Raw genomic sequence first — 25080 nt, 5'->3', positions numbered from 1 at the left:
CGGACGCCGCGCCCCCCGCGGAGGCCGTGCCACCCGCGCCCCCCGCGGATGTGCCGCCGCCTTCCGGCGACCTCGCCGCCGCGCCGGCTGAACCACAGCACGCTTCGACCGTGGGCTACACCAGGCAACTGTGGGAAGCGATCCGGGGCGCGGACATTCACGGCAACGATGCGCTGGACGCTCTGGCGCAGCCGTCCCAGGCCGGCTGACGCCTCCGCCTATTTCAGACGCTCGGCGCTCTCCCGCGAACCTGCCGATCGCGGGAGGGTGCCGGGGCCACCTCTAGGCCGAGCCCACCCATTCTTCGGTTCCGTCGTCGAAGAACTGATGCTTCCACACCGGTAGCCGCGCCTTGATGGTGTCGACCAGATGGGCGCACGTGTCGAATGCCGCCTGTCGATGGTCGGCGGCAACGGCGGCCACCAGCGCCGCCTCCCCGATGCGCAGCACGCCGATGCGGTGGCTGGCCGCGATCGCCCGCACCCCGCTGGACTCCTCAGCGACTTCGCCGACCACCTGGGCCAGGACCTGCTCGGCCGAAGGGTGCGCGGAATACTCCAGCCGCACCACGCGGCGGCCCGCGTCATGGTCGCGAATCACGCCGACAAACCCGACAACCGCTCCCGCCGACTGGTGGCCCACCAGTTCTTCATGCTCCGCCAGAACAACCGGCTCGTCGGTCATCGCGGCGCGCAAAACGCGCGTCATCCCTGGTGATCCCCGCCGGCGAGTTGGTCGAGCGCGTGATCGAGCACGTCGGCGAGCACCCCGAGCCCATCGCGTACCCCGCCGGGTGATCCCGGCAGATTCACGATCAGCGTGCGGCCGGTCACACCGCATACGCCGCGCGACAGCACCGACGTCGGCACCTCCGGCAGCCCGGAGCGGCGGATCGCATCGGCCAGCCCCGGGATCATGTAGTCCAGCACCGCCACGGTCTGGTCCGGGGTGCCGTCGCTGGGCGAGATACCGGTGCCACCAGAGGTGATGATCAGGTCGACCTCGGCGTCGAGCGCCCGACACAGCGCCTCGCCGACCGGCTCCCCATCAGCCACCACCTCGGGCCGCACGGGCGAAAACCCGTGCTGTTCAAGCCATTCCGCGATGATCGGCCCGCATCGGTCGTCGTACACGCCGGACGACGCACGGGTCGACGCGACGACTACCCGTGCGGATCGCGCGCTCATCATCGCTCCCAACTTCCGGTTTTCCCGCCCTCTTTTCGGAGTACCCGAATCTCATCGAGACGAGCGGCCGGGTCAACAGCCTTGATCATGTCGTAGAGCGTGAGCCCTGCCACGCTGACGGCGGTCAGCGCCTCCATCTCCACACCCGTACGGTCGGTGCTGCGCACGGTCGCGGTGATCTCGATGTCCGAATCGCCGACGGTGAAATCGACGTCGACCCCGGTGAGTGCGAGCTGATGGCAGAGCGGAATCAGGTCGCTGGTGCGCTTTGCCGCCAGAATGCCCGCCACCCGCGCGGTGGCCAACGCATCGCCCTTGGGCAGGCCACCGGTCGAGACGAGCGCCACCACCTGCGGCGAGGTGCGCAAGGCACCCGCCGCGACGGCAGTGCGCTTAGTGGCGCCCTTTTCCGTGACATCGACCATGTGCGCCGCACCCCGCTCATCCAGGTGCGAGAGCGTGCGTGACGAGGCCTCGGAGGCCTCTGGGGCCCTAGCCATCCGGGCGACCCTACCGGTTGACGACCGTAACCGGGTGAACGTACGGCAGGTCGGTTGCGGGCAACGGGAAGGCCAGCTCACCGAAGGGCGACAACGCACCGGTCCGATCGCTCACCAGTTCGCTCACGGCGTGGTCGTCCGGGTCTGTCGTCGGCCAGCCGTTGTCGACGTAGTTGGTCTTGCGCGCCTTGCCTTCAGCAGTGTCAGCCACGGGGTCCATTCTGACAGGTCGCGCGCGCACACGTGGCGCAAGCCCACGCTGACCGTGGGCTTTGGGTACCGGTGGGTCGGGAAGACTGCTTTACGCTGGTCAGCAATGACCGACAACACGCCGGATATCCCGCTGGGGTCCTGGCTGGCCGACTTGCCCGACGAGCGGCTGATCCGACTGCTCGAATTACGGCCAGACCTCGCCCAACCCCCGCCGGGCAGCATCGCGGCGCTGGCCGCGCGTGCGCAGGCGCGTCAGTCGGTCAAGGCCGGCACCGACGACCTGGACTTCTTGCGGCTGGCGGTGCTCGACGCGCTGCTGGTGCTGCAGGCCGATTCCGCGCCGGTTCCCACCGCCAAGCTGCTCGCGCTCATCGGTGACCGCGCTCCCGAAGCCGACGTGATCGGCGCGCTGGACGACCTCAGGCAGCGCGCCCTGGTCTGGGGCGATGCCGCGGTCCGGGTGGCCGCCGACGCCGGCACGGCTTTGCCGTGGCACCCGGGGCAAGTGACGCTCGAGGACAGCTCACGCACGGGCGAGGAGATCGCCGGGCTCATCGACGCCCTCGACCAGGCGCAGCTCGACGTGCTGTACAAACTGCTCGAGGGTTCGCCGATGGGCCGCACCCGCGACGCCGCGCCCGGTGCCCCGGCGGATCGGCCGGTGCCGCAGCTGCTGGCGATGGGCCTGCTGCGGCGCATCGATGCCGACACCGTGATCTTGCCCCGGCACGTCGGGCAGGTGCTGCGGGGCGAGGAACCCGGTCCCATGCAGCTGACGGCCCCCGACCCGGTGGTGTCGACCACCACCGCCGACGATGTGGATGCGGTGGGGGCGGGAGCCGTCATCGACCTGCTCCGCGAGTTCGACGTGCTGCTTCAAACCCTCGGCGCCGCACCGGTTTCCGAGCTGCGCAGCGGCGGACTGGGGATTCGCGACATCAAGCGGCTGGCCAAAGCGACCGGCGTTGAGGAGCCACGGCTGGGCCTGATCCTAGAGGTCGCCGCCGCGGCCGGTTTGATCGCCAGCGGCATGCCCGACCGGGAACCCGCTGCCGGTGACGGACCGTACTGGGCGCCGACGGCGGCCACGGAACGGTTCGCCGCGATGTCAGCCGCCGAGCGTTGGCACCTGCTGGCCAGCACCTGGCTTGACCTGCCGGGCCGGCCGGCGTTGATCGGCACCCGCGGTCCCGACGCCAAACCCTATGGCGCCCTTACGGACTCGCTCTACTCGACGGCCGCGCCGCTGGACCGCCGACTGCTGCTGGGCATGCTGTCCGGGCTGCCGCCCGGGGTGGGCGTCGATAACGTCACGGCCTCGGCGGCGCTGATCTGGCGGCGTCCGCGCTGGGCCAGGCGGCTGCAGCCGCGGCCCGTGTCCGATCTACTGGCCGAAAGCCATGCGCTGGGCCTGGTAGGTCGCGGGGCGATCAGCACGCCCGGCCGAGCGCTGCTCGACGAATTCGGCGATCCGGAGGTCGCCGTGCACGCGATGACGCGGGCGATGCCCGCACCGATCGACCACTTCCTGCTGCAGGCCGACCTGACCATCGTGGTACCCGGGCCGCTACAACGCGACCTCGCCGAGGACCTGGCCACCGTCGCCACCGTCGAATCGGCCGGCACGGCGATGGTGTACCGCATCAGCGAGCAGTCCATCCGGCATGCCCTCGACATCGGCAAGACCCGTGACTGGATGCACGATCTTTTCAGCAAGCACTCCAAAACCCCGGTGCCGCAAGGCCTCACATACCTCATCGATGACGTCGCCCGTCGGCATGGCCAGCTCCGAATCGGCATGGCCGCGTCGTTCGTGCGGTGCGAGGACCCGGCGCTGTTGGCCCAGGCGGTGGCGGCCGCCGAGGACCTACACTTGCGCGCCCTGGCGCCGACGGTCGCGGTGTCGCCGGCGCCGATCGCCGAGGTGCTCGTCAGGTTGCGGAAAGCGGGCTTCGCCCCGGCCGCCGAGGACTCCTCCGGCTCCATCGTCGATGTCCGGCCTCGTGGAGCCAGGGTGCCCACCCCGCAGCAGCGCCGGCCGTACCGGCCCCCGTCGCGGCCCAGCGGCGAGACGCTGAACGCCGTCGTCTCGGTGCTGCGGAAGGTGACCGCCGCACCGTTCGGGAATATTCGCGTCGATCCCGCCGTCACCATGTCGCTGCTGCAGCGCGCGGCCAGGGACCAGGACACATTGGTGATCGGCTACCTCGACGCCGCCGGCGTGGCAACCCAGCGGGTGGTGTCACCGATCTCCATACGGGGCGGGCAGCTGGTGGCCTTCGACTCGGCGTCCGGGCGGCTGCGTGACTTCGCCATCCACCGCATCACGTCGGTGGTGTCGGCCGGCGACTGAATAATGGGGGACATGCGCGCCGGCGACGATGCAGAGCCGGAGTGATGTGGGGTACCACCCGCTTGCGGGGGAGAGGAGTGGCGCACAGTGAGCGACGGACCGTTGATTGTCCAGTCCGATAAGACGGTGCTGCTCGAAATGGATCACGAGCTGGCCGGCGCGGCACGCGCCGCCATCGCGCCGTTCGCCGAGCTGGAACGCGCGCCCGAGCACGTGCACACCTACCGCATCACACCGCTGGCGCTGTGGAACGCCCGCGCCGCCGGCCATGACGCCGAACAGGTCGTCGACGCGCTGGTCAGTTTCTCCCGCTACGCGGTGCCCCAGCCGCTGCTGGTCGACATCGTCGACACCATGGCCCGCTATGGCCGGCTGCAGCTGGTCAAACACCCGGCGCACGGCCTGACCCTGGTGAGCTTCGATCGCGCGGTGCTCGCCGAGGTGCTGCGCAACAAGAAGATCGCGCCGATGCTCGGCGCCCGGATCGACGACGATACCGTCGTCGTCCACAACAGCGAGCGCGGCCGGATCAAGCAGATGCTCCTCAAGATCGGCTGGCCCGCAGAGGATCTCGCCGGTTACGTCGACGGCGAGGCGCACCCGATCAGCCTGGAGCAGGACGGCTGGCACCTGCGCGATTATCAGCAGCTGGCCGCGGACTCGTTCTGGTCCGGCGGCTCCGGGGTGGTGGTGCTTCCGTGCGGCGCCGGCAAGACGCTCGTCGGCGCGGCCGCGATGGCCAAAGCCGGTGCGACGACGCTGATTCTGGTGACCAACATCGTCGCCGCCCGGCAATGGAAACGCGAGCTCGTCGCACGCACCTCGCTGACCGAGGACGAGATCGGCGAATACTCCGGCGAGCGCAAGGAGATCCGGCCGGTCACCATCTCGACGTATCAGATGATCACCCGCCGCACCAAGGGCGAATACCGGCACCTGGAGCTTTTCGACAGCCGCGACTGGGGGCTCATCATCTACGACGAGGTGCACCTGCTGCCGGCGCCGGTGTTCCGGATGACCGCGGACCTGCAGTCCAAGCGGCGACTGGGGCTGACCGCCACGTTGATCCGCGAAGACGGCCGCGAGGGAGACGTGTTTTCCCTGATCGGACCGAAGCGCTATGACGCGCCGTGGAAGGACATCGAGGCGCAGGGCTGGATCGCGCCGGCGGAATGCATCGAGGTGCGGGTCACCATGACCGACAGCGAGCGGATGATGTACGCCACCGCCGAACCCGAAGAGCGCTACAAGCTGTGTTCGACGGTGCACACCAAAATCGCTGTGGTGAAGTCGATTCTGGAAAAGCACCCCGGCGAGCAGACCCTGGTGATCGGCGCGTACCTGGATCAGCTTGACGAGCTCGGCGCCGAGTTGAACGCCCCGGTGATCCAGGGATCGACCCGGACCAAGGAACGGGAAGCGTTGTTCGACGCCTTTCGCCGCGGCGAGGTGTCCACCCTGGTGGTGTCCAAAGTAGCCAACTTCTCCATCGACTTGCCGGAAGCGTCTGTGGCCGTGCAGGTTTCGGGAACGTTCGGTTCACGCCAAGAGGAGGCCCAGCGGCTGGGCCGGCTACTGCGTCCGAAGGCCGACGGCGGCGGCGCGATCTTCTATTCGGTGGTGGCCCGGGACAGCCTGGACGCCGAATACGCCGCACACCGCCAGCGCTTCCTGGCGGAGCAAGGCTACGGCTACATCATCCGCGACGCGGACGACCTACTCGGGCCCGCGATTTAAGGCCGAGCAGACGCAAAAGCCCCCAATTTCGTACCGAAATGGGGGCTTTTGCGTCTGTTCGCGTGAGAAGCTAGAGCGACAGGATGGTCGCCGACGCGGTGCCCGGCGCGCCGTATACCTGAGCCAGGCCCACGCGCGGGTTGCCGGGCACCTGACGCTCCCCCGCCTGGCCCCGCAACTGGCGCACCAGCTCGTGCATCTGCCGCAGCCCCGACGCGCCGATCGGCTCGCCGTTGGCAATCAACCCGCCGTCGGTGTTGACGGGCATCGAGCCGTGGATCTCGGTGGCACCGTCGGCCACCAGTTTCTCTTGCTCGCCGTCGGCGCACAGGCCCGTCTCGGCCATGTGGATCACCTCGGCGCCGGCGTCGGTGTCTTGCAGCTGGGCGACGTCGACATCCTCGGGCCCCACGCCCGCGGCCTCGTAGGCGGCCTTGGCGGCGTACACGGTCGGTGAGGCATCCTCGTCCAACGGAGCCGACGTGGCGTGCACTTCGTAGGCGCCGTAACGGCGGGTCCGGATCTCGCAGGCGCGCACGTACACCGGCTTGTCGGTGAACTTGTGCGCCAGGTCACCACGGCACATGATGAGCGCGGCGGCGCCCTCGTCGGGTGCGCAGAACATGTACTGGGTCAGCGGGTAGTTGAGCACGGCCGAGTTGAGGATCTCTTCCTCGGGGATCGGCTTGCGGCGGAACGCGTTTGGATTCAGTGCGCCGTTGCGGAAGTTCTTGGCCGCGACCTTGGCCAGCGTGGCCTGGGAGATGTTGTGGTCGTGGATGTACTTGTTGGCCTTCATTCCGAAGAACTTGGTGGTCACGAACTGCCCGTTCTCGCCATACCAACGCGGTAACCCGAGGCAGGACGGTTCGTCGGTGAACGCGCCGCGTGGGTGCTTGTCCATGCCGATGGCGATGCCGATGTCGTACTTGCCCAACCGGATCGTGTCGGCGGTCTGCTGAATGGCGCTGGCCGCGGTGGCACAGGCGTTGAACACGTTGGTGAACGTGATGCCGGTCAGGCCGACAAGGCGGGTTACCGCGTCGGGGTTGGAGATTTCGTGGCTGCCACCGAAGCCGAACTGGATGTCCTTCCAGTCCACACCGGCATCGCTCAGCGCGGATTGGATGGCCTCGGCACCCATCTGCATGCAACTCTTGTCGAACCTGCCGAACGGATGCAGGCCCACGCCGATGATGGCCACATCGTTAGTCATCTCAGGCTCCTCCTGGGTAGATGGTGGCGACCCGCTTCACCCGGCTTCGCCGCGCTCGCGATCGCCACTAGACCGGCTGGAAGGCGAACGTCATGACGTCGGCGCCCTCCTCGTCGGTGGTCAACGGCACCATGGTCAGCTCGACCTCCTGACCGAATTGCAGCTTGCCCGGGTCGTTTTCGGTCAGCCGACCCTCGACTCGAATGATGTCGCCCAGCTGGACCAGCCCGACCCCGAACGGCACGAAGTCCTTACCGGTCGGACCGGCAAAGGGCGCTCCGGGCGGGAAGCCCTGTGTGGTCCATGCGACGAGGGTCCCGCGGCGCGGCAACGTCAACTCGGTCATCTCGTCCCCGCTGCAGCGCGGGCACCACTGCTGGACGGGGAAGGTCGTGGCGCCACAGTTGCCGCAACGACTCCCGATCAGCTGCGGGTTCTCGTCGGGCCAGGTGGAGATTTCCGGGGCGAGTGCCTTCTGCGTCAAGGGATCCTCCAGTGTCGAACAGAACCATGCTCACTGAACCGTATAACAGCTTTCCGAAAAGTGGAAACCGCATTCTCATCGCCGGTCGTCCGCATCGCGCTCGGTAACCAGAGCCCCTCCCGCGAGGGAAATGTATGGCCGATGTGACCGCCGGCTCGCCCTCACAACGCGTTATCGTGGCGAAGCCCCAAGTGCGACCCCGACGCGATGTGAGGAGACGACCATGCCCGTCACGGTGCTACTCGAACTCAGGCTGAAGCCCGAGGCGGTGCCTGCGGCGCGGGATCTCATGCGCCGGACGCTCCAACGCACCCGCGCGTTCGACGGGAACCTCGCGACCGACGTGCTCGTCGATGAGGACGACGAAGCGCACTGGGTCATTTACGAACTCTGGGACACCGTCGAGCACGACGAGGCCTACCGTGCCTTCCGCGCCGGCCCGGGAAAAGTTACCGAGCTTCCTCCCCTGCTGGCCGCGCCTCCCGTCAAGACGCGGTACGCCACCACGGACATCTAACGCAGCGCGGGAATGACGTCCCGTTCGAATAGCTCGATACCCGAGCGGTCGTACGCGGCCTCCGGGAAATAGCAGATCGCGTACCCGCATCCAAGGTCGCGGATCCTCGCGATCCGCTCGATCACTTGTTCGGTTGTACCCACCGCCGACTCCGGTCCGGTGGTGCCGGCGATCATCGCATCGGCAGCCGCCTCCGGCACATAGCCGACCAACCGGTCGCGCACCCGTTGCAGCCGATCCTTGACGTCGGCGTCCGATGTGCCGATGACCGCGTTGACATTGACCGAACGCACGATCCCCTCGAAGTCGGTGCCCACGTCGCGGCAATGCGCTGCCAGCACCTCCGACTTGTGGGCGAATGCCTCGAGCTCCGGGGTGAAGTTGGTGTACTGCGCGTATTTGGCGGCGATGCGCAACGTCACCTTCTCCCCACCGCCGGCGATCCACAGCGGTATACCGTTGCCCTGCAAAGGCTTCGGGGCGACGATCGCGCCGTCGACCTGATAGTGCTCGCCGTCGAAACTGACTTTGCCGTCGCGCCAGGCGTCGCGCATGATCTGCACGCCTTCGTCCAGCCGGGCCAACCGCACCTTAGCCGACGGGAACCCGTAACCGTAAGCGCGCCACTCGTGTTCGTACCAGCCGCCGCCGATTCCCATCTGAATCCGCCCGCCCGAGATGATGTCGGCGGTCGCGGCCACCTTGGCCAGATACACCGGATTGCGGTAGCTCATCGCGGTGCACATCTGGCCGAGTTTGATCCGCGAGGTGGTCGCCGCGTACGCCGCCATCAGCGACCACGCCTCGTGGGTGGCCTCGCCCGTTGGCATCGGGACCGTGTGGAAGTGGTCGTAGACCCACAGCGAGTCCCAGGCGCTGTTGTCGGCGTAGGCGGCCAGGTCGCGCATCACCGCCCAGTGTTTCTCGGGGTCGATGCCGACCAGATCCAATCGCCAGCCTTGCGGGATGAAGAGACCGAAGCGCATAGCAAGGGACTGTAGCCCGGTGACGGCTCGGCCTCACAGCGTATCGATAGCTCGCGCCCAGCCGCTCCCGACAACGAAGTCCTAAACAGGATGGATGACAGACCTCCGGCACGAAACAGCTGTATCCGACGTTCGGCGTCGACAAATCCGCGTGGCGCAACTGATCTTCGCGGGAGCCGCGACCGTCGCGGCGCTCGCGCTATTCAGCGCCTCGCCACATGTTGAGCCCGGAACCGTTGTCGCATCCGGTCCGTCGGCCACCGCGCCGTTCGCCACCGACGACACCAACTTCGTCAACGACCAGGGCCAGACCTCGGGCGACATCTTCACGCAGAATGCCCAGGACCAGAGCAGCCCGTAACGCTGTCCGCTGCGCCCAGCACCGGCCATTAGGCTTACCGAAGGTTAGGTAAGCGGAAGGTCGTCATGCGGGTTCTGATCTCCGGCGCCAGCATCGCCGGACCGGTGGTGGCGTATTGGCTTACCCGCCACGGCTTCGACGTCACCGTCGTCGAGCGCGCGGCGACGCTGCGCAAGACTGGCGGCCACGCCGTCGACCTGTTCCGCCCGGCGATGGAGATCTCGGCGAAGATGGGCGTTTTGCCGCGCATCGAGGAACTCGCCACCGGCACGAACCGCCTGACGATGTATCGGGAAGGCCGGCCCCGGCCCACCGAGATCGACCTGACCAAGCTCGTCGGCATCGCATCGGACCGGCACGTGGAAATCATGCGCGACGATCTCAGCGAGATTTACTACGACGCCGGCCGCGACGACGTCGAATACCTTTTCGGCGACTCCATTACGACGATCGAGCCGGACGGCGAGGTGACCTTCGAGCGCTCCCCCACCCGCAGCTTCGACGTCGTCGTCGGCGCCGACGGGCTGCACTCCAACGTTCGGCGCCTGGTCTTTGGCGAGGAAGCCGCGCTCACCCGCTTCATCGGCGGATACCTGGCGGTGGTGTCGGCGCCCAAGGCACTGGCCGTCCCCGGCGAGATGGTCGGGCACATCGGCGTCGGTCGCCTCGCGGCCATCTACACTGCCGAGCATCTGGACGATGCCCGGGTGGTGTTCATGTTCCGCAGCAAAGAGGAGCTCGACTACGATCACCGCGATTCGTCGCGGCAGAAGGAATTACTGCGCGACACCTTCGCGGCCATGCACTCCCAGGTGGACGGCTGGCTGGCGCAGATCGACGGGACGCAGGCGTTCTACTTCGATGCGATCAGCCAACTACGGATGAACATCTGGTCGCGCCGACGGGTCACCCTCGTCGGCGACGCCGGGTACTGCCCCGGCCCCGCCGTCGGCGGCAGCACCAGCCTCGCGGTCCTCGGCGCCTACGTGCTCGCCGGGGAGCTGGCCCGCGCCGACGGCGATCACCTGCGCGCGTTCGCCGCCTACGAGCTACAGATGCGCGAGCCGGTGCATCTCAGCCGGGCCTTCGCGCGGGGCGCCGCCAGGGGCATCATCCCCGGCTCCCGAGCCGGGGTTTGGGCCTTAACCCGTGGGGCCCAGTTAGTCTCATTGATGCCCGGGTCGCTTTCCAGGGCACTGGCGAAGCCCAACACCAAGGGTGTGCGCATGCACGACTCGATGCAGGTGCCCAACTACAGCGAAGCCGGGGCGTGACAAGAAAGGGATGATCGCCAATGGACCTTGCCGGTGTCGGGGTGTGGAGCAGTCAACTGCGCTACGGCGATCCAGCCGAAATCGCTGACGCAGCAGCTGAATTGGACGAGCTTGGCTTCACGGCGCTGTGGATTCCCGATGTGGGCGGGCCGGTGTTCGACGCGGTGGGACGGCTGCTCACCGCGACCACGCGGGCAGTCATCGCCACGGGAATCCTGAATCTCTGGATGCATTCGGCCGGCGATGTTGCCGCATCGTACGCTGCCCTGACCGCTGAGCACGGCGAGCGCTTCCTGCTCGGTATCGGGGTCAGCCACGCGCCGCTGATCGACGCCGGCGCGCCCGGGCGCTATCGCAAACCGCTGGCGGCGACGGCGTCGTTCCTGGACGGGTTGGACGCCGCGCCGCAACCAGTGCCGGCCGACGCGCGGGTCCTCGCCGCGCTCGGCCCGAAAATGCTGACGCTGTCCGCGACCCGCGCCCGCGGGGCCCACCCTTACCTCGTCACCCCGGAGCACACCGCTTCTGCCCGTTCGACTTTGGGCGACGGACCCTTGCTGCTGCCGGAGCAGACCGTGATCCTGTGTGACACCGCCGATGAGGCGCACCGCATCGGAACCGATTGGCTCCGTGCGTATTTGGCGTTGCCCAACTACGCCAACAACCTGCTGCGCAGCGGGTTTTCTGAGGACGATCTGGCACAGGTGAGCGATCGACTCTTCGACGCGATCATCGCGTGGGGCGACGAAGGGGCCATCATGCGCAGGGTCGCCGAGCATCAAGCCGCCGGCGCCGACCACGTCTGCGTCCAGGTGCTGCTGGCCGACCCGAGCGCCTTCCCCCGCGAGCAATGGCGCCGGATCGCCGCGGCCTGTAACGCTGATTAGGCATACCGTTGGGCACGCCCCGCCTGACCCTTCCCGGCCGAGCAGACGCGAAAGCCCCCTAAAACAGGGTGTTTTGGGGGCTTTCGCGTCTGCTCGCGCGGGCTGGCGGGGTCTACGTAAGCGAGTCCGGCGGCAGGAAGCGGTCGCCGTACTTGGCCGCCAGCTCCCGGGCCCGGGCCACGAAGGCTTCCTTGCCCGTGCCGGCCGGGCCCTGATATCCGACGATGAACTGCGCGCTACCACCGGTGTAAGGCGGGAAGCCGATGCCCATGATCGACCCGATGTTGGCATCGGCGGTCGACGTCAGCACACCCTCGTCCAGGCACTTCTGGGTTTCCAGCGCCTCGGCGAACAGCATCCGGTCGATCATGTCCTGCAGCGGTGGCTGTGAGGAACCGGACTTGAACGTCTCCCGCAGGCCCGGCCACAGGCTGGTGCGCTTGCCGTCGGCGTACTCGTAGAAGCCCGCGCCCTTCAACCGCGACGGCCGGCCGATCTCGATCATCTTCTCGACCACGGCTTCCGCCGGGTGCGGCTCGTAGGTGCCGCCCGCGTCCTCGACACCCTTGCGGCTGGCGACGGCGATCTTGTGCATCAGCTCCAGGTTGAGCTCGTCGGACAGCTGCAGCGGCGGCGCGGGGTAGCCGGCCTGCGAACCGGCGTGCTCGACGCTGGCGGGCTCGACGCCTTCGCCGAGCATCGCCAGCGCCTCGTTCACGAACGTGCCGATGACGCGGCTGGTGAAGAAGCCGCGGCTGTCGTTGACGACGATCGGGGTCTTGCCGATGGCCAGCGTGTAGTCGAACACCCGGGCCAGCGCCTCGTCAGAAGTCTTCTCGCCCTTGATGATTTCCACCAGCGGCATCTTGTCGACCGGTGAGAAGAAGTGGATCCCGAGGAAGTCCTCTTGGCGCTTCACGCCGGTCGCCAGACCGGTGATCGGCAGCGTCGAGGTGTTCGACCCGAGCAGGGCGTTGGGCTCGACGACGTCCTCGATCTCACCAAACACCTTGTGCTTGAGGTCCTGGCTCTCGAACACCGCCTCGATCACGAAGTCGACGCCCTTGAAGTCGGCGGCGTCGGCCGTCGGCGTGATGCGGTCCAGCAGCGCCTTGCTCTTCTCCTCGGTGGTCTTGCCGCGTTGAAGTGCCTTAGCCTCAAGCTTTTCCGAGTAGCCCTTGCCCTTAGCGGCAGCTTCCGCGCTCACATCTTTGAGCACCACTTCAAAGCCGGCCTTGGCCGACACGTACGCGATGCCGGCGCCCATCATGCCCGCGCCCAGCACGCCGATCTTGTTGATCGGCGTCTTGCCGATTCCCTCCGGCCGCGAGCCGCCGCCGTTGATGTGCTGCAGGTCGAAGAAGAACGCCTGGATCATGTTCTTGGCGACCTGGCCGGTGACGAGCTGCGTGAAGTAGCGGCTCTCGATGCGGCTGGCGGTGTCGAAGTCCACCTGCGCGCCCTCGACGGCCGCGTCCAGGATGGCCCGCGGCGCCGGCATCGGTGCGCCCTTGAGCTGCTTGCGCAGCAGCGCCGGGAACGACGGCAGGATGCCGGCCAGCGCCGGGCTGGACGGGGTGCCGCCGGGCATCTTGTAGCCCTTCGCATCCCACGGCTGGACGAAGACACGGTCGGGGTTGTCCTTGAGCTCCTCTTTTATCCAAGCCTTCGCCCTCGGCACCAGTTCCTCGACCGAGCCGACGCGCTCATCGACCAGGCCGATTTCCTTGGCCTTGTCCGGCTTGAAGCGGGTGCCCTGCGACAGGATGTTCATGAACGCGTTCTGGATGCCGAACATCCGCACGGTGCGGGTTACCCCGCCCCCGCCGGGCAGCAGGCCCAGCGTGACCTCGGGCAGACCGACGACGAGGCCCTTGACGTCGGCGGCGATGCGGTGGTGACAGGCCAGCGCGATCTCGAGGCCGCCGCCGAGCGCGGCGCCGTTGATGGCGGCCACCACGGGCCTGCCGAGGGTCTCGAGGGCGCGCAGGTCGCGCTTGACCGCCTCGACGGTGTCGAAAGCCTCACCCGCGTTCTCGGGGCCGAGCTTGATCATGCCCTTCAGGTCGCCGCCGGCGAAGAAGGTCTTCTTCGCGCTGGTGATGACCACGCCGGTGATCGAATCCTTCTCGGCGACAAGGCGTTCGACCGCGTTGTGCATGGACTCGGCGTAGTGCTCGTTCATCACGTTGGCCGAGCCGGTGGGGTCGTCAAGCGTCAACGTGACGATGCCGTCGGCGTCCTTATCCCACGCAATGGTGTTCTCTGCCATGGTCTTAAACCCTCTCGATGATGGTGGCGACACCCATGCCGCCGCCGATGCACAGCGTGACCAGCGCGCGACGCGCGTTGCGGCGCTCGAGTTCGTCGACCATGGTGCCGGTGATCATGGCGCCGGTGGCGCCCAGCGGGTGGCCCATCGCGATGGCGCCACCGTTGACGTTGAGCTTCTCGTCCGGGATTTTGAGGTCCTTCTGGAACTTCAGGACGACCGACGCGAACGCCTCGTTCAGTTCGAACAGGTCGATGTCGTCGATCGTCAGTCCGGCCCGGTCCAGCACCTTGCGGGTGGCGGGGGTGGGGCCGGTGAGCATGATGACCGGGTCCGCGCCGCTGGTGGCGGTGGCCACGATGCGCGCCCGCGGGGTCAGCCCCTGCGACTTGCCCGCCGCCTCCGAACCGACGAGGACCAGCGCGGCGCCGTCGACGATTCCGGAGCTGTTGCCGCCGGTGTGGACGTGGTTGATCTTTTCGACCCAGTGGTACTTCTGCAGCGCCACGTCGTCGAAGCCGCCCATCTCGCCGACGCCGTCGAAGGCCGTCTTCAGCTTAGCCAGGCCCTCCATCGTGGTGTCGGGCCGCATGTGCTCGTCGTGGTCGAGAATCACCAGGCCGTTCTGGTCGCGCACCGGCACAACTGACTTGGCGAAGTAGCCGCCCGACCAGGCCTCGGCGGCCTTCTGCTGCGAGCGCAGCGCGTAGGCGTCGACGTCGTCGCGGGAGAAACCCTCGATGGTGGCGATCAGGTCGGCGCCGATGCCCTGCGGCACGAAGCCGATCTGGTAGTTGGTCTCGGGGTCGGTCGCCCAGGCGCCGCCGTCGGAGCCCATCGGGACGCGGCTCATCGACTCCACACCGCCGGCCAGCACCATGTCGTCCCAGCCGGATCGCACCTTCTGGGCGGCGGTGTTGACCGCCTCCAGACCCGAGGCGCAGAACCGGTTGAGCTGCACACCGCCGGTGGTTTCGGGCAGCCCGGCCGCCAGCACCGCGGTGCGGGCGATGTCGCCGCCCTGGTCGCCGACCGGTGAGACCACGCCGAGAATCATGTCGCTGATCAGGTTCTCGTCGAGGTCGGGGTTGCGCTTACGCAGCTCGTCGACCAGGCCCACGACCAGGTTCAGCGGCTTGACCTCGTTCAGCGATCCATTGCGCTGCTTCCCGCGCGGTGTGCGGATGGCCTCGTAGATGAAGGCTTCTTCGGACATGTCGGCTTCCTCTTCACAAATGGGGGTTCGGATCCGTCTTTAACACTAGGTCCAGTACCAGCACCCTAACAGGGCCCCCGGCCAACCTGTTGGTTGGGCGGGATGTCGCTGGTCAGCGCGTGCGGGGATCGCACCCAAGTGTGCGGCCGGCCGCCGGCACACCGCCGAATGTGCGGCCAGCTGCGGTCGCCACATCAGTCTCTCGAGTCTCTGCGGCGGTCGGTGCACAAACTGCCCACCTCATAGCGACACGACTCTAGTGTCAGGTCATTGTCGCGCGTAGGCGGGCACCAAAAGGTGTTCCTCAGGCCAGGGGCCAATGTGGCAGGTGTGACAAAGCGTCCCAAGGCTCGAATGCCCGGCTCTGCCCGCGAGCTGGGCCCTCCGCCCCACGCCGGGCAGCGGCGCGCATCTTTCCCGGCCTTAAGCTCAACCACCATGACGGTGTCGCGACTGCGGCCGTACGCGACCACGGTGTTCGCCGAGATGTCGGCCCTGGCCGCGCGGATCGGCGCGGTGAACCTCGGCCAGGGCTTCCCCGACGAGGACGGGCCCCCCGCATTGCTGAAAGCCGCGCAGGACGCCATCGCCGCCGGCGTCAACCAATACCCGCCCGGCATCGGCATCGCACCGCTGCGCCAGGCCATCGCCGCCCATCGCGGGCGGCACTTCGGCATCGACTACGACCCCGACACCGAGGTGTTGGTGACGGTCGGGGCCACCGAAGCCATCGCCGCGGCGGTGATCGGGCTGATCGAGCCGGGCTCGGAGGTGATCCTCATCGAACCCTTCTACGATTCCTACTCGCCGGTGGTGGCGATGGCCGGCGCGCACCGGGTGGCCGTGCCGCTGGTGCCCGATGGCCGCGGCTTCGCGCTGGACGCCGACGCTCTGCGGCGGGCGGTGACGCCGCGGACCCGCGCGCTGATCGTCAACTCGCCGCACAACCCCACCGGCACGGTGCTGAGCGCGTCGGATCTCACGGCCATCGCCGAGATCGCGGTGGCCGCCGACCTTTTGGTGATCACCGATGAGGTGTACGAACACCTGGTGTATGACGGCAACCGCCATGTCCCGCTGGCAGGCTTCGACGGCATGGCCGAGCGCACGGTGACCATCTCCAGCGCGGCCAAAATGTTCAACTGCACCGGATGGAAGATCGGGTGGGCCTGCGGCCCATCGCAACTCATCGCCGGGGTGCGCGCGGCCAAACAGTATCTGAGTTACGTCGGCGGCGCCCCGTTCCAGCCCGCGGTGGCTCTCGCGCTGGACACCGAGGACGCCTGGGTTGGCGAGCTTCGGCGCTCGTTGCAGGCAAGGCGGGACCGGCTGGCCGCCGGGCTGACCGAGATCGGCTTCGCGGTGCACGACAGCGACGGCACCTATTTCCTGTGCGCCGACCCACGCCCGCTCGGGTACGACGACAGCGCCGCCTTTTGCGCTGCGCTCCCGGTGAAGGTCGGCGTGGCGGCGATCCCGATGTCGGCGTTCTGCGATCCTGCGGCACCCCACGCCGACGTGTGGAATCACTTGGTGCGCTTCACGTTCTGCAAACGCGACGACACCCTCGACGAGGCGATCAGGCGACTGGCCGCGCTGCGGAACCGAGCGGCTACGTAGCCGGGCCGGGGCCCATAACCCGCTTCCGAAGGCCCTCCAGCGCGGCATGCAAGATCTTCTTGCGGGCCCGGTTGATCAAGAACTCAGGCAGTGGCGCGGATGGTTCCACGGTGATGCCGAATCGCACCCGGGTCTTGTCATCCCCCTCGCGGGTCAGGTTGTACTCGCCGTGCTGGCCGTGTTGGTGGATGGTCTTTTTGGCATCCCACACCATCCAGTCCGGACCCCAGTGGTACTCGAGGAACTGCGTGTCGATGATGCCCATCACTCTGATCGTCACCTTGACGTGGCACGGTCGCCCGTCGGGATGGGTGTCGATGACTTCGGCCTTCTTGTGCACCGCGGACCACGACGGCACGGTGTCCATGTCGGCGAGCGCCTCCATGATCACTTCCGGGGGCGCGTCAATGACAATTTCCGACGACGCTTGTACGGCCACTAGTTAAGTCGCACCGCCCGATTCCCCACCGCCCGTCACCAGCTCGCTGAGCCCCTTCACCGCGGCGTTGAGAACGTTTTCCGTGGCCCGCTTGACGACGAATCCGGGAATGGGCCCCGCCGGTTCGACGGTGATGTCGAAACGCACGCGCGTCTTGTCGAGACCCTCGGGTTTGAGGTTGTACTCGACGTGCTGCCCATGCTGTTGGGCGGTCCCCTTGGCGTCATACACGACCCAGTCGGGACCCCAGTGATATTCCAGGATCTCTTTGTCGACGAGCCCCAGAATCTTGATCGTGGCCCTGACATGATGGGGCAGGCCGTCGGGATAACGGTCGATCACTTCGACGTGTTTGTGTAGCGGCGACCACGATGAAAGGACGCCGACATCTGTCAGCGCGTCCATGACCACTTCCGGCGGCGCGTCAACGACAAATTCCCGTGATGCTTTTACAGCCACTGATGACAAACTAACCCCAGCGACCCACGCGCGGACGGTGTTCGCCGTAAATCTCTACTTACCAGCCGATTTCGTCAAGCGGTGTGGTTGTGGCGGGCGGCGGCCCGACTGGGCCGGCTGGAGTTCGGGAGAAGCGCGGCGCGGGAGCGGCCTGTTCGACGCCGTGGGCGTTGATCACCGTCGACCGAGCCTTCAAATGGTCGTTGGTGGCGGCTTCGCTCCAGGTCAACACCGGGGTGACGCACGCGTCGGTGCCCGCGAAAATTTCCGTCCATTCGTCGCGGGTCCGGCTGGCGAAGCGCGTCGCGAAGGCGTCGTACATCCGTTGGTACGAGCCGATGTCGAGCTGACTGGGCACTTCATCGGGCGACAGGCCGAGCCCGGTCAGCAGCGCCGCGAAGAATTGCGGTTCGATGGCGCCGACGGCCAGGTACTTGCCGTCGGAGGTCTCGTAGCACCGGTAGAAGGGGGCCCCGCCGTCGAGCAGGAAAGATTCCCGCTCGTCGCGCAGCGCACCGGTCGACTTCATGGTCCACATCATCTGGGCGAGCAGGCTCACCCCGTCGACCATCGCGGCGTCGATGACCTGGCCCTTGCCCGACCGTTCCCGTTCGTACAGCGCGACCGCAATGCCCAGCAGCACCAGCATCGAACCGCCGCCGAAGTCGGCGACCAGATTCAGCGGCGGCATCGGCGGCCGGTCCCGATACCCGAGCGCCGAGAGCGCGCCGGTCTGCGACAAATAGTTGATGTCGTGTCCCGCCGTCTGCGCTACCGGGCCGTGCTGTCCCCAGCCGGTGATCCGCGCGAAGATCAGCCGCGGATTGACCGCCGCGCAGTCCTCGGGACCGATGCCGAGCCGCTCGCAGGTGCCGGACCGGAAGCAGTCGAGCAGCACGTCGGCCTTGCCGGCCAGCTCCAGCAGCGCCTGAGGCTGCGACTTGACGTCCAGGTCGACGATCCGCTTTCCGCGGTGCAGCAGGTCGCGGTCCTCGGGCGGCATCGCCACGCCGCCGGGGCGCCGCACCCGCACCACATCGGCACCCAGGTCGGCGAGCATCATCCCGGCGTGCGGACCCGGTCCGATGCCGCCGAGTTCGATCACCCGCACCCCGGCCAGGGGACCCCCGCTCGTCACCGTGACTATTTGCCCTTCTTCACCTGAAGCACCCGCTCGCGCAGCGCCTTGGTCGCGGAATCGATCGTCCCCTTGACGGCCCGTTTGAGCACGAAGCCGGGCAGCGGCACGTTCGGGTCGACGCTGATCTCCATCTTGACCAGGGTCGCGTCTCCTTGAGGAACCAAGGTGTATTTGCCGTCCTGCGACTTCTGCTGGCCGGAGCTGACCAGCGTCCAGCTCACGTCATTGCCGCTCCACGTGTAGGCGACCACCTGTTCGTCGGTGATGCCCGCGGTCCTGACCTTCATCTTCACCTTGCTGGGCCGCCCGTCGTCCCCGGTCTCGAGGATTTCCGCACTCTGGTGGGGGTCCGACCATTCGGGCATCGCTTCGAAATCGGCGATGACGCCCAGAATCTCCTCGGGGCCGGCTTCGATGACGATGTCGCGGGATTCTTTGATTGCCATGGCCCGCACGATAGGCGAAACGGCGTGTCGGCCGGAATGGTTTCGACCGGGCGTACCGTCGTGCTTGTGACTGATCCCCTCGTCTACACCGTCGGTGACTACCTGTTGGACCGCCTCGCCGAACTCGGCGTTTCCGAGATCTTCGGCGTTCCCGGCGACTATAACCTGGAATTTTTGGATCACATCGTCGCCCATCCGACCATTCGGTGGGTGGGCAGCGCCAACGAGCTCAACGCCGGTTACGCAGCCGACGGGTACGGACGTCTGCGCGGAATGTCAGCTGTGGTAACGACATTCGGGGTGGGCGAACTCTCGGCGGCCAACGCCATCGCCGGCAGCTACGCGGAGCACGTGCCCGTCGTGCACATCGTCGGTGGCCCGTCGAAAGACGCACAGGGCACCAGGCGTGCGCTGCATCATTCGCTCGGCGACGGGGACTTCGAGCATTTCTTTCGGATCAGCCGCGAAATCACTTGCGCCCAAGCTAATCTCATGCCGGCCACCGCGTGCAGAGAGATCGATCGGGTCCTGTCCGAGGTGCGCGAACAAAAGCGGCCGGGCTACATACTGATGTCCACCGACGTGGCGCGCTTCCCCACCGAACCGACGGACGCGCCGCTGCCCCGCTACACCGGGGGCACCAGCCCCCGCGCGCTGTCGCTGTTCGTCGAGGCCGCCGCCGAACTCATCGGCGACCATCAGCTGACCGTGCTCGCCGACCTGCTGGTGCACCGCCTGCAGACCGTCAAAGAGCTCGAGGCATTGCTGGCGGCGGACGTGGTGCCGCACGCGACGTTGATGTGGGGAAAGAGCCTGCTCGACGAGAGCTCCCCCAATTTCCTTGGAATCTACGCCGGTTCGGCCAGCGCCGAATGGGTGCGCACCGCGATCGAGGACGCGCCGGTGCTGGTGACCGCGGGGGTGGTGTTCACCGACATGGTCAGCGGCTTCTTCAGCCAGCGGATCGACCCGGCGCGGACCATCGACGTCGGACAGTACCAAAGCAGTGTGGCCGGTGAGGTTTTCGCGCCGATGGAGATGGGGGCCGCGTTGGAGGCGCTGGCCACAATCCTGACCCGGCGCGGGATCACTTCGCCCCCCGTGGCCTCCCCGCCGGCCGAGCCCCTTCCGCCGCCCCCGGCGCGCGATCAACCACTTACCCAACAGATGTTGTGGGACCGGCTTTGCGTCGCGCTCACACCGGGGAATGTGGTGCTGGCTGATCAGGGCACGTCGTTCTACGGCATGGCGGATCACCGGTTGCCGCACGGGGTCACCTTCATCGGTCAACCGCTTTGGGGTTCAATCGGTTATACGTTGCCGGCCGCGGTCGGCGCCGCGGTGGCGCATCCCGACCGCAGGACGGTGTTGCTGATCGGCGACGGCGCCGCGCAACTGACCGTGCAGGAACTCGGCACCTTCTCCCGCGAAGGGCTATCCCCGGTCATCGTGGTGGTCAACAACGACGGCTACACCGTCGAACGGGCAATTCACGGAAAGACGGCCCCCTACAACGACATTGTGGGCTGGAATTGGACCGAGATCCCCCACGCGCTGGGGGTGGCCAATCACCTGGCGTTCCGGGCGCAGACCTACGGCGAACTCGACGACGCGTTCACCGCGGCGGCCAAGCATCAGGACCGCATGGTCTTCGTCGAGGTGGTCTTGCCGCGGCTGGAGATCCCGCATTTGCTCGGTCAACTCGTCGGACCCATGTCGCCGGAGGGCAACGCGCGCCGCTGAGCGAGCCTAAATCGGGTGCGCCGAACGGTCCGGGGTTGATGAGCGCAGTATCGCCTGGACGGTGCGTCGGCAGCGCCCGCAATCGGCGCCCGCGCCGCAAGCCTGGGCGACGTCGTTGGTGGTCGACGCCCCGGCCGTCACGACCTCGGCCACCGTCTGGCTGGTGACGCCGTTGCACAGGCACACGAACATCGGGCGGTCTCAGTCGCTCTCGACGCGCATCATGTCGAAGAACCGGCCGACGAACAGCGGCGGGTAGGCACCGACGCCCGCCCCCGACATCCAGTGCGCCGCCGCGTCGGGATGTTGGATCCACCGCCGCGCGCCCTCCTCGTCGGGAAACTCCTGCAAAATCAGAACCTCGTGCTCATCGTCAAAAGCCTGAAAGATCCAGGTCTTTCGGATGCCGGCCGCGGTGAACCTGTCCATCGCCGAGCGGACCCCCGCTGTCAGGGTCGACACGTCCTCGACGGAGGCGATCGCGCAGACCACCACGCCGGGCGCCCCCGCTGCCCGCGGCGGCTCCGGAAGAAACCTGTCGATGATCTCGCCGGCAAAGACGGCGGGTATGTCCTCGACGCCGGCGGCATCGAACCAATCGAAGAAGACCCGCGAGCGCAGGAGTTCCACGATGGGCTCGCGGCTGTGCACCCCAATCATCACCAGCACGCGGCCGTGGTCGTGGGTGGATGTGTACACCAGCACGTGGTGGGCGCCGATGTCGGCGAGCGCTGCCTTGTTGCGCTCGAGCAGCGGCCACACTCGGGTCGGATCCGGGACGCGATAGTCCGATGCTATCACCATCGAGTGAATGTCGCTGTTATTCAACGGAGTTGGTCCTTCATCACTTTCCCGGTGGCGTTGAGCGGCAACTCGTCGAGAAACTGGATGGATCTCGGCGCTTTGAATCCTGCCATCCGCTCCCGGCACCACGCCAGCAAATCGTCTTCCGAAACCGTGGCCTTGGTGACGACGAAGGCCTTGCCCACCTGTCCGAGCCGCTCGTCGGGAACACCGATGACCGCCGCCTGCGCGACGGCCGGGTGGTTTATCAGGAAGCCTTCGATCTCGGCCGGATACGCGTTGAATCCGCCGACGATGAACATGTCCTTCTTGCGGCCGACGATGCGCAGGCGGCCCGCGTCGTCCAGGTTGCCCAGGTCTCCGGTATGCAGCCAGCCGTCGGCATCGATCGTCTTCGCGGTGGCGACGGGATCGTCGAGGTAGCCCTGCATGACGCCGTAGCCGCGGACCAACACCTCGCCGTCGTCGGCGATGCGTACCTCGACCCCGTCGCAGGGCAGGCCCGCGGTGGTGGCCACGTCCTCGAAGGAATCACCGGGGCGGGACAGCGTCACGTTGCCGGCCTCGGTGAGCCCGTATCCGGTCATCAGCGTCTGGAACGGCAGTTCACTATGTATGCGGCGGACCAGTTCGACGGGGATGTCGGCGGCGCCGGTCACGCCGGCCCGCAAAGTCGACAGCTTGGTCTTGTCGCGAACGGTCAGCAGCGAGTGGTACAGCGTAGGCGGCCCAGGAAGCATCGTGATGCCTTCGCGCGCAATGAGATCCATCACCATGTCGACGTCGAACACCGCGACTGGCAGCATCGTCGCGCCGCGCAGGAAGGACGTGATGAGTCCCGCCTTCAAGCCGAACGTGTGGAAATACGGGTTGATCTGCAAGTAACGGTCACCCTCGCGCAGATCGGCGAGCGTCGCCCACTCCTCGTACATCCGCAGCGTTTGACGATGATTCATCATCGCGCCTTTCGGGCGGCCGGTCGTGCCCGAGGTGAAGATGATGTCCGAGATCTCGCCGCCGCTCATCGCCCGCTCGAACGGCGAACCGCTGGAAAGGAAGTCGGATTTCAGGTCGATGACCGGTATCCCCGCCGGCGCGGTGTAGTCCTGGCCTAGAAATCCCTTCTGCACCAGGGCGGCCTTCACTCCGCTGCGGGCGATGATGTCACCGGCTTCTTCGGTCTTGAACCGGGCGTTGACCGGCACCAGCACGCCGCCCGCGGTGAGCAGTCCGAACGCCGCGATGATCCACTCGGCCGAGTTGGGCGCCCAGATCGCGACTCGGTCACCCTTGTCGATGCCGAGGTCGGCGAATGCGCCTGCGGCGCAACGAATCCGCTCGGCAACTTCGGTGAAGGTGAGGCGCAGCGGACCGTCGACGACTGCTTCCGCGTCGCCGAAGCGGTCCGCCGCGCTCAAGACCATCTCGGGGATGGTCTGCCATAGCCGATTGGCCGGCTCCTCCTCATCGCGCTTCGCGCTCTGCATCGTAGCCGGCCGTTGGCTGGTCCGTCACACCGTGACGAGGCGAGACAGGTTTCCGCCCATGATCTTTGCCTGATCCTCGACGGGCAGGTGCGCCAGCGCGTTGATGTAGAAGGTGGGCTCCGCCAGCCCTTCCGGGTGCGGCCAGTCCGAGCCGTACAGCACCTGATCCACGCCGACGAGGTTGACCAGATCGTCGATGCCATCCTCGAAGAACGGGCTCACGTGGATCCGGTTCTTGATCACCTCGACGGGGTCGCTCGGGAAGGCTTCCGGGGCCTTCCGGTAGACCTCGGCCAGGCCGTCCAGCAGCGGCACCATCCACTTCGACCCGGCCTCGACGATCGCGACCTTCAGCTTGGGATGGCGGTAGAGCGCGCCGTGGATCACCCACGAACCCACCGAGTCCTGGATCGGCCGCCACTCGTTGAGGATGCCCATCGCATTGGTTTGGAACGGCAGCATCTCCTGGTCGGCGCCGTCCCATTCGGAGGTGTACCGCGAGTAGCCGCTGTCGCTGGAGTGCATGCCGACCAGCACGTCGTGCTCGACGACCCGCTCCCAGAACGGGTCGAACTCGGGTACCGCGAACGATCGGGGGCCGCGGAAGCCGGGCACCGGCGCCGGGCGGACCAGGATGCAACGCGCACCGCGCTTGACCGCCCATTCCAGCTCCTCGATCGCCTTCTCCACGATCGGCAGGGTGATGACCGGGGTGGTGAAGATGCGGTTCTGGTAGTTGAAGCCCCAGACCTCATCGAGCCACTCGTTCAGCGCATGGACCAGGACGTGGATGGCGACCGGGTCGTCGCGCAGCCGCTCCTCGAGCAGGCTGGCCAGCGTCGGGAACATCAGGGTGCGGTCCAGTCCCAGCTCGTTCATCTGCTCCAGGCGCGGGCCGGGCTCGAAGAACGCCGGGATCGCACGCATCGGCTCGCCGAACAGCTCGCGCTTGGTCTTGCCGTCCGGATTGCCGAACTTGAAGTACTCCTCCCAGGCTCCCGGCCGTGCGACGACCTCGAAGGTCGGGTTGGGAATGTAGTTGCTGATCTGGCCGCGGATCGCGATCTTGGTGCGCCCGTTGACCTGCACGTACTGGACGTAGTCCTTGTACTCCTTGGGCAGGAACTTGATTAGCGCCTCCGGCGGCTCGTAGAGGTGATTATCCGCGTCAAACAGCGGAAACGGGACGTCCTCCCGGTGCGACAATTGGCCCATGAGATCCTCCTTCGCGTTTTGCGAGAATATTATTCTCTCCGGCCGGCTGACCGCAACGTGCACCCCGCCTTGGACGTGGTCAGCACGCAGCGACGATTTTGAAGGTGGCGGTCGCCGGCTCGTTTGGTTTGTCGGTCCTGTAGCCGTTGGCGGTACCGGTGATCGTGACCTTGTCGCTGCTCAGAGTCAGCTTGGCGTCGCCCGCGCCGCCCTGCGAGTACATGCCGGTGAAGCCATCCAGATTTTGGATCCGCACGGACTCGGCGGTAGCCGGCTCCGCTCGGTGATCGACGACGATCTTGGCCCCGGCGAAATCGCTGCCGATGTCGATCATCCGGATCCATTCCACCTGACTGCACTTGACGACATGGAAATCCGCACCGTTTCCGTTGATGTTCACCGATGCCGTGCTGGAGAGCTGGGTTTGCGGCCGCGGCGTGCACGACGCGAGGAGGGCAACGGCGAGCGCGGCAGCGGCCGCCGCCGGGAGTCGGTTGCGCACTGGGCCGCCTCGATCCTGGGT

26 protein-coding genes and 1 pseudogene are annotated in these 25080 nt (G+C 67.0%); 9 read left to right on the top strand and 18 right to left on the bottom strand.

Features of this window, described 5'->3' with window-relative positions; genetic code table 11:
• Nucleotides 1-209: pseudogene (locus JWP83_RS26190) on the top strand (resuscitation-promoting factor RpfA); the annotation flags it as partial.
• A gap of 73 nt (nucleotides 210-282) precedes the next feature.
• Here JWP83_RS26190 and JWP83_RS26185 read toward each other — a convergent pair.
• The 4 genes from JWP83_RS26185 to JWP83_RS26170 are packed head-to-tail and all read right to left on the bottom strand — an operon-like array spanning nucleotide 283 to nucleotide 1898.
• Complete coding sequence (locus tag JWP83_RS26185) at nucleotides 283-708, bottom strand: molybdenum cofactor biosynthesis protein MoaE (protein WP_297737109.1); 426 nt, start codon at nucleotides 706-708, stop codon at nucleotides 283-285.
• On the bottom strand, nucleotides 705-1187 hold the full coding sequence (locus tag JWP83_RS26180) for a MogA/MoaB family molybdenum cofactor biosynthesis protein (protein WP_297737106.1): 483 nt from the start codon (nucleotides 1185-1187) through the stop codon (nucleotides 705-707). The genes JWP83_RS26185 and JWP83_RS26180 overlap by 4 nt, the downstream gene beginning before the upstream one ends.
• Nucleotides 1187-1687 (bottom strand): cyclic pyranopterin monophosphate synthase MoaC, encoded by a 501-nt coding sequence (moaC, locus tag JWP83_RS26175; RefSeq protein WP_297737103.1) that lies wholly within the window; start codon nucleotides 1685-1687, stop codon nucleotides 1187-1189. The genes JWP83_RS26180 and moaC overlap by 1 nt, the downstream gene beginning before the upstream one ends.
• Nucleotides 1688-1697: 10 nt before the next feature.
• Nucleotides 1698-1898 (bottom strand): hypothetical protein, encoded by a 201-nt coding sequence (locus JWP83_RS26170; RefSeq protein WP_297737100.1) that lies wholly within the window; start codon nucleotides 1896-1898, stop codon nucleotides 1698-1700.
• Between the two features lie 105 nt (nucleotides 1899-2003).
• Between JWP83_RS26170 and JWP83_RS26165 the strand changes: the two genes are divergently transcribed.
• Nucleotides 2004-4253: a helicase-associated domain-containing protein gene (locus JWP83_RS26165; RefSeq protein ID WP_297737097.1), complete on the top strand. Its 2250-nt coding sequence runs from the start codon at nucleotides 2004-2006 to the stop codon at nucleotides 4251-4253.
• 87 nt (nucleotides 4254-4340) lie between these two features.
• Complete coding sequence (locus tag JWP83_RS26160) at nucleotides 4341-5990, top strand: DNA repair helicase XPB (RefSeq protein ID WP_297737095.1); 1650 nt, start codon at nucleotides 4341-4343, stop codon at nucleotides 5988-5990.
• 70 nt (nucleotides 5991-6060) lie between these two features.
• On the opposite strand, the gene JWP83_RS26155 is transcribed toward JWP83_RS26160, so the two are convergent.
• Nucleotides 6061-7206 carry a thiolase family protein gene (locus JWP83_RS26155; protein WP_297737092.1) on the bottom strand — a complete coding sequence of 382 codons (1146 nt, stop codon included), beginning with the start codon at nucleotides 7204-7206 and terminating at the stop codon, nucleotides 6061-6063.
• Between the two features lie 67 nt (nucleotides 7207-7273).
• The gene (locus tag JWP83_RS26150) at nucleotides 7274-7702 is read right to left on the bottom strand and encodes an OB-fold domain-containing protein (protein ID WP_297737141.1); all 429 of its coding nucleotides are present in this window, start codon (nucleotides 7700-7702) and stop codon (nucleotides 7274-7276) included.
• Between the two features lie 211 nt (nucleotides 7703-7913).
• Between JWP83_RS26150 and JWP83_RS26145 the strand changes: the two genes are divergently transcribed.
• Entirely contained in the window at nucleotides 7914-8207 is a 294-nt protein-coding gene (locus tag JWP83_RS26145) for an antibiotic biosynthesis monooxygenase (protein ID WP_297737089.1), read from the top strand.
• On the opposite strand, the gene JWP83_RS26140 is transcribed toward JWP83_RS26145, so the two are convergent.
• On the bottom strand, nucleotides 8204-9193 hold the full coding sequence (locus tag JWP83_RS26140) for an LLM class F420-dependent oxidoreductase (protein WP_297737084.1): 990 nt from the start codon (nucleotides 9191-9193) through the stop codon (nucleotides 8204-8206). The two genes, JWP83_RS26145 and JWP83_RS26140, sit on opposite strands and share 4 nt — an antisense overlap.
• Nucleotides 9194-9344: 151 nt before the next feature.
• Here JWP83_RS26140 and JWP83_RS26135 point away from each other — a divergent pair, with 151 nt between their 5' ends.
• The 3 genes from JWP83_RS26135 to JWP83_RS26125 all read left to right on the top strand — a co-directional run bounded on the left by JWP83_RS26135 (nucleotide 9345) and on the right by JWP83_RS26125 (nucleotide 11715).
• Nucleotides 9345-9554: a hypothetical protein gene (locus JWP83_RS26135; protein WP_297737081.1), complete on the top strand. Its 210-nt coding sequence runs from the start codon at nucleotides 9345-9347 to the stop codon at nucleotides 9552-9554.
• Between the two features lie 65 nt (nucleotides 9555-9619).
• The gene (locus JWP83_RS26130) at nucleotides 9620-10828 is read left to right on the top strand and encodes an FAD-dependent monooxygenase (RefSeq protein WP_297737078.1); all 1209 of its coding nucleotides are present in this window, start codon (nucleotides 9620-9622) and stop codon (nucleotides 10826-10828) included.
• Between the two features lie 20 nt (nucleotides 10829-10848).
• Nucleotides 10849-11715 (top strand): LLM class F420-dependent oxidoreductase, encoded by an 867-nt coding sequence (locus JWP83_RS26125; protein ID WP_297737075.1) that lies wholly within the window; start codon nucleotides 10849-10851, stop codon nucleotides 11713-11715.
• Nucleotides 11716-11827: 112 nt separating this feature from the next.
• Here the strand turns inward: JWP83_RS26125 and JWP83_RS26120 are convergent, their stop codons facing one another.
• The gene (locus tag JWP83_RS26120; protein ID WP_297737073.1) at nucleotides 11828-13987 is read right to left on the bottom strand and encodes a 3-hydroxyacyl-CoA dehydrogenase NAD-binding domain-containing protein; all 2160 of its coding nucleotides are present in this window, start codon (nucleotides 13985-13987) and stop codon (nucleotides 11828-11830) included.
• Nucleotides 13988-13991: 4 nt separating this feature from the next.
• The gene (locus JWP83_RS26115; protein WP_297737070.1) at nucleotides 13992-15203 is read right to left on the bottom strand and encodes an acetyl-CoA C-acetyltransferase; all 1212 of its coding nucleotides are present in this window, start codon (nucleotides 15201-15203) and stop codon (nucleotides 13992-13994) included.
• Between the two features lie 438 nt (nucleotides 15204-15641).
• Here JWP83_RS26115 and JWP83_RS26110 point away from each other — a divergent pair, with 438 nt between their 5' ends.
• Complete coding sequence (locus tag JWP83_RS26110) at nucleotides 15642-16823, top strand: pyridoxal phosphate-dependent aminotransferase (RefSeq protein ID WP_297737067.1); 1182 nt, start codon at nucleotides 15642-15644, stop codon at nucleotides 16821-16823.
• On the opposite strand, the gene JWP83_RS26105 is transcribed toward JWP83_RS26110, so the two are convergent.
• Genes JWP83_RS26105 through JWP83_RS26090 form a run of 4 tightly spaced genes read right to left on the bottom strand, consistent with a single transcriptional unit; the run spans nucleotide 16816 to nucleotide 19308 of the window.
• The gene (locus JWP83_RS26105) at nucleotides 16816-17262 is read right to left on the bottom strand and encodes an SRPBCC family protein (RefSeq protein ID WP_297737060.1); all 447 of its coding nucleotides are present in this window, start codon (nucleotides 17260-17262) and stop codon (nucleotides 16816-16818) included. The genes JWP83_RS26110 and JWP83_RS26105 overlap by 8 nt on opposite strands.
• Before the next feature lie 3 nt (nucleotides 17263-17265).
• Nucleotides 17266-17721, bottom strand: coding sequence for an SRPBCC family protein (locus tag JWP83_RS26100; RefSeq protein WP_297737058.1), 456 nt, complete (start codon nucleotides 17719-17721; stop codon nucleotides 17266-17268).
• A 58-nt stretch (nucleotides 17722-17779) separates the two neighbouring features.
• Nucleotides 17780-18859 carry a CaiB/BaiF CoA-transferase family protein gene (locus JWP83_RS26095; RefSeq protein ID WP_297737055.1) on the bottom strand — a complete coding sequence of 360 codons (1080 nt, stop codon included), beginning with the start codon at nucleotides 18857-18859 and terminating at the stop codon, nucleotides 17780-17782.
• Between the two features lie 5 nt (nucleotides 18860-18864).
• Nucleotides 18865-19308, bottom strand: a complete 444-nt coding sequence (locus JWP83_RS26090; protein WP_297737052.1) for an SRPBCC family protein — start codon at nucleotides 19306-19308, stop codon at nucleotides 18865-18867.
• Nucleotides 19309-19344: 36 nt separating this feature from the next.
• Between JWP83_RS26090 and JWP83_RS26085 the strand changes: the two genes are divergently transcribed.
• Nucleotides 19345-21051 (top strand): alpha-keto acid decarboxylase family protein, encoded by a 1707-nt coding sequence (locus tag JWP83_RS26085; protein ID WP_297737138.1) that lies wholly within the window; start codon nucleotides 19345-19347, stop codon nucleotides 21049-21051.
• Between the two features lie 6 nt (nucleotides 21052-21057).
• On the opposite strand, the gene JWP83_RS26080 is transcribed toward JWP83_RS26085, so the two are convergent.
• The 5 genes from JWP83_RS26080 to JWP83_RS26060 all read right to left on the bottom strand — a co-directional run bounded on the left by JWP83_RS26080 (nucleotide 21058) and on the right by JWP83_RS26060 (nucleotide 25059).
• A complete protein-coding gene (locus tag JWP83_RS26080; protein ID WP_297737049.1) occupies nucleotides 21058-21243 on the bottom strand; it encodes a (2Fe-2S)-binding protein in 186 nt (61 codons plus the stop codon).
• 9 nt (nucleotides 21244-21252) lie between these two features.
• Nucleotides 21253-21879, bottom strand: a complete 627-nt coding sequence (locus JWP83_RS26075) for a fatty-acid--CoA ligase (RefSeq protein WP_297737046.1) — start codon at nucleotides 21877-21879, stop codon at nucleotides 21253-21255.
• Nucleotides 21876-23342 carry a FadD3 family acyl-CoA ligase gene (locus tag JWP83_RS26070; RefSeq protein WP_297737043.1) on the bottom strand — a complete coding sequence of 489 codons (1467 nt, stop codon included), beginning with the start codon at nucleotides 23340-23342 and terminating at the stop codon, nucleotides 21876-21878. The genes JWP83_RS26075 and JWP83_RS26070 overlap by 4 nt, the downstream gene beginning before the upstream one ends.
• A gap of 24 nt (nucleotides 23343-23366) precedes the next feature.
• Nucleotides 23367-24557: an amidohydrolase family protein gene (locus tag JWP83_RS26065; protein ID WP_297737040.1), complete on the bottom strand. Its 1191-nt coding sequence runs from the start codon at nucleotides 24555-24557 to the stop codon at nucleotides 23367-23369.
• Nucleotides 24558-24636: 79 nt separating this feature from the next.
• On the bottom strand, nucleotides 24637-25059 hold the full coding sequence (locus JWP83_RS26060; RefSeq protein ID WP_297737037.1) for a lipoprotein LpqH: 423 nt from the start codon (nucleotides 25057-25059) through the stop codon (nucleotides 24637-24639).
• Nucleotides 25060-25080 lie beyond the last annotated feature (21 nt).

Origin of the sequence: Mycobacterium sp. (assembly GCF_025965855.1) — a bacterium.
In the GTDB taxonomy this organism is placed as follows: Bacteria; Actinomycetota; Actinomycetes; order Mycobacteriales; family Mycobacteriaceae; genus Mycobacterium.
This window is presented reverse-complemented; position numbering and strand designations above follow the sequence as displayed.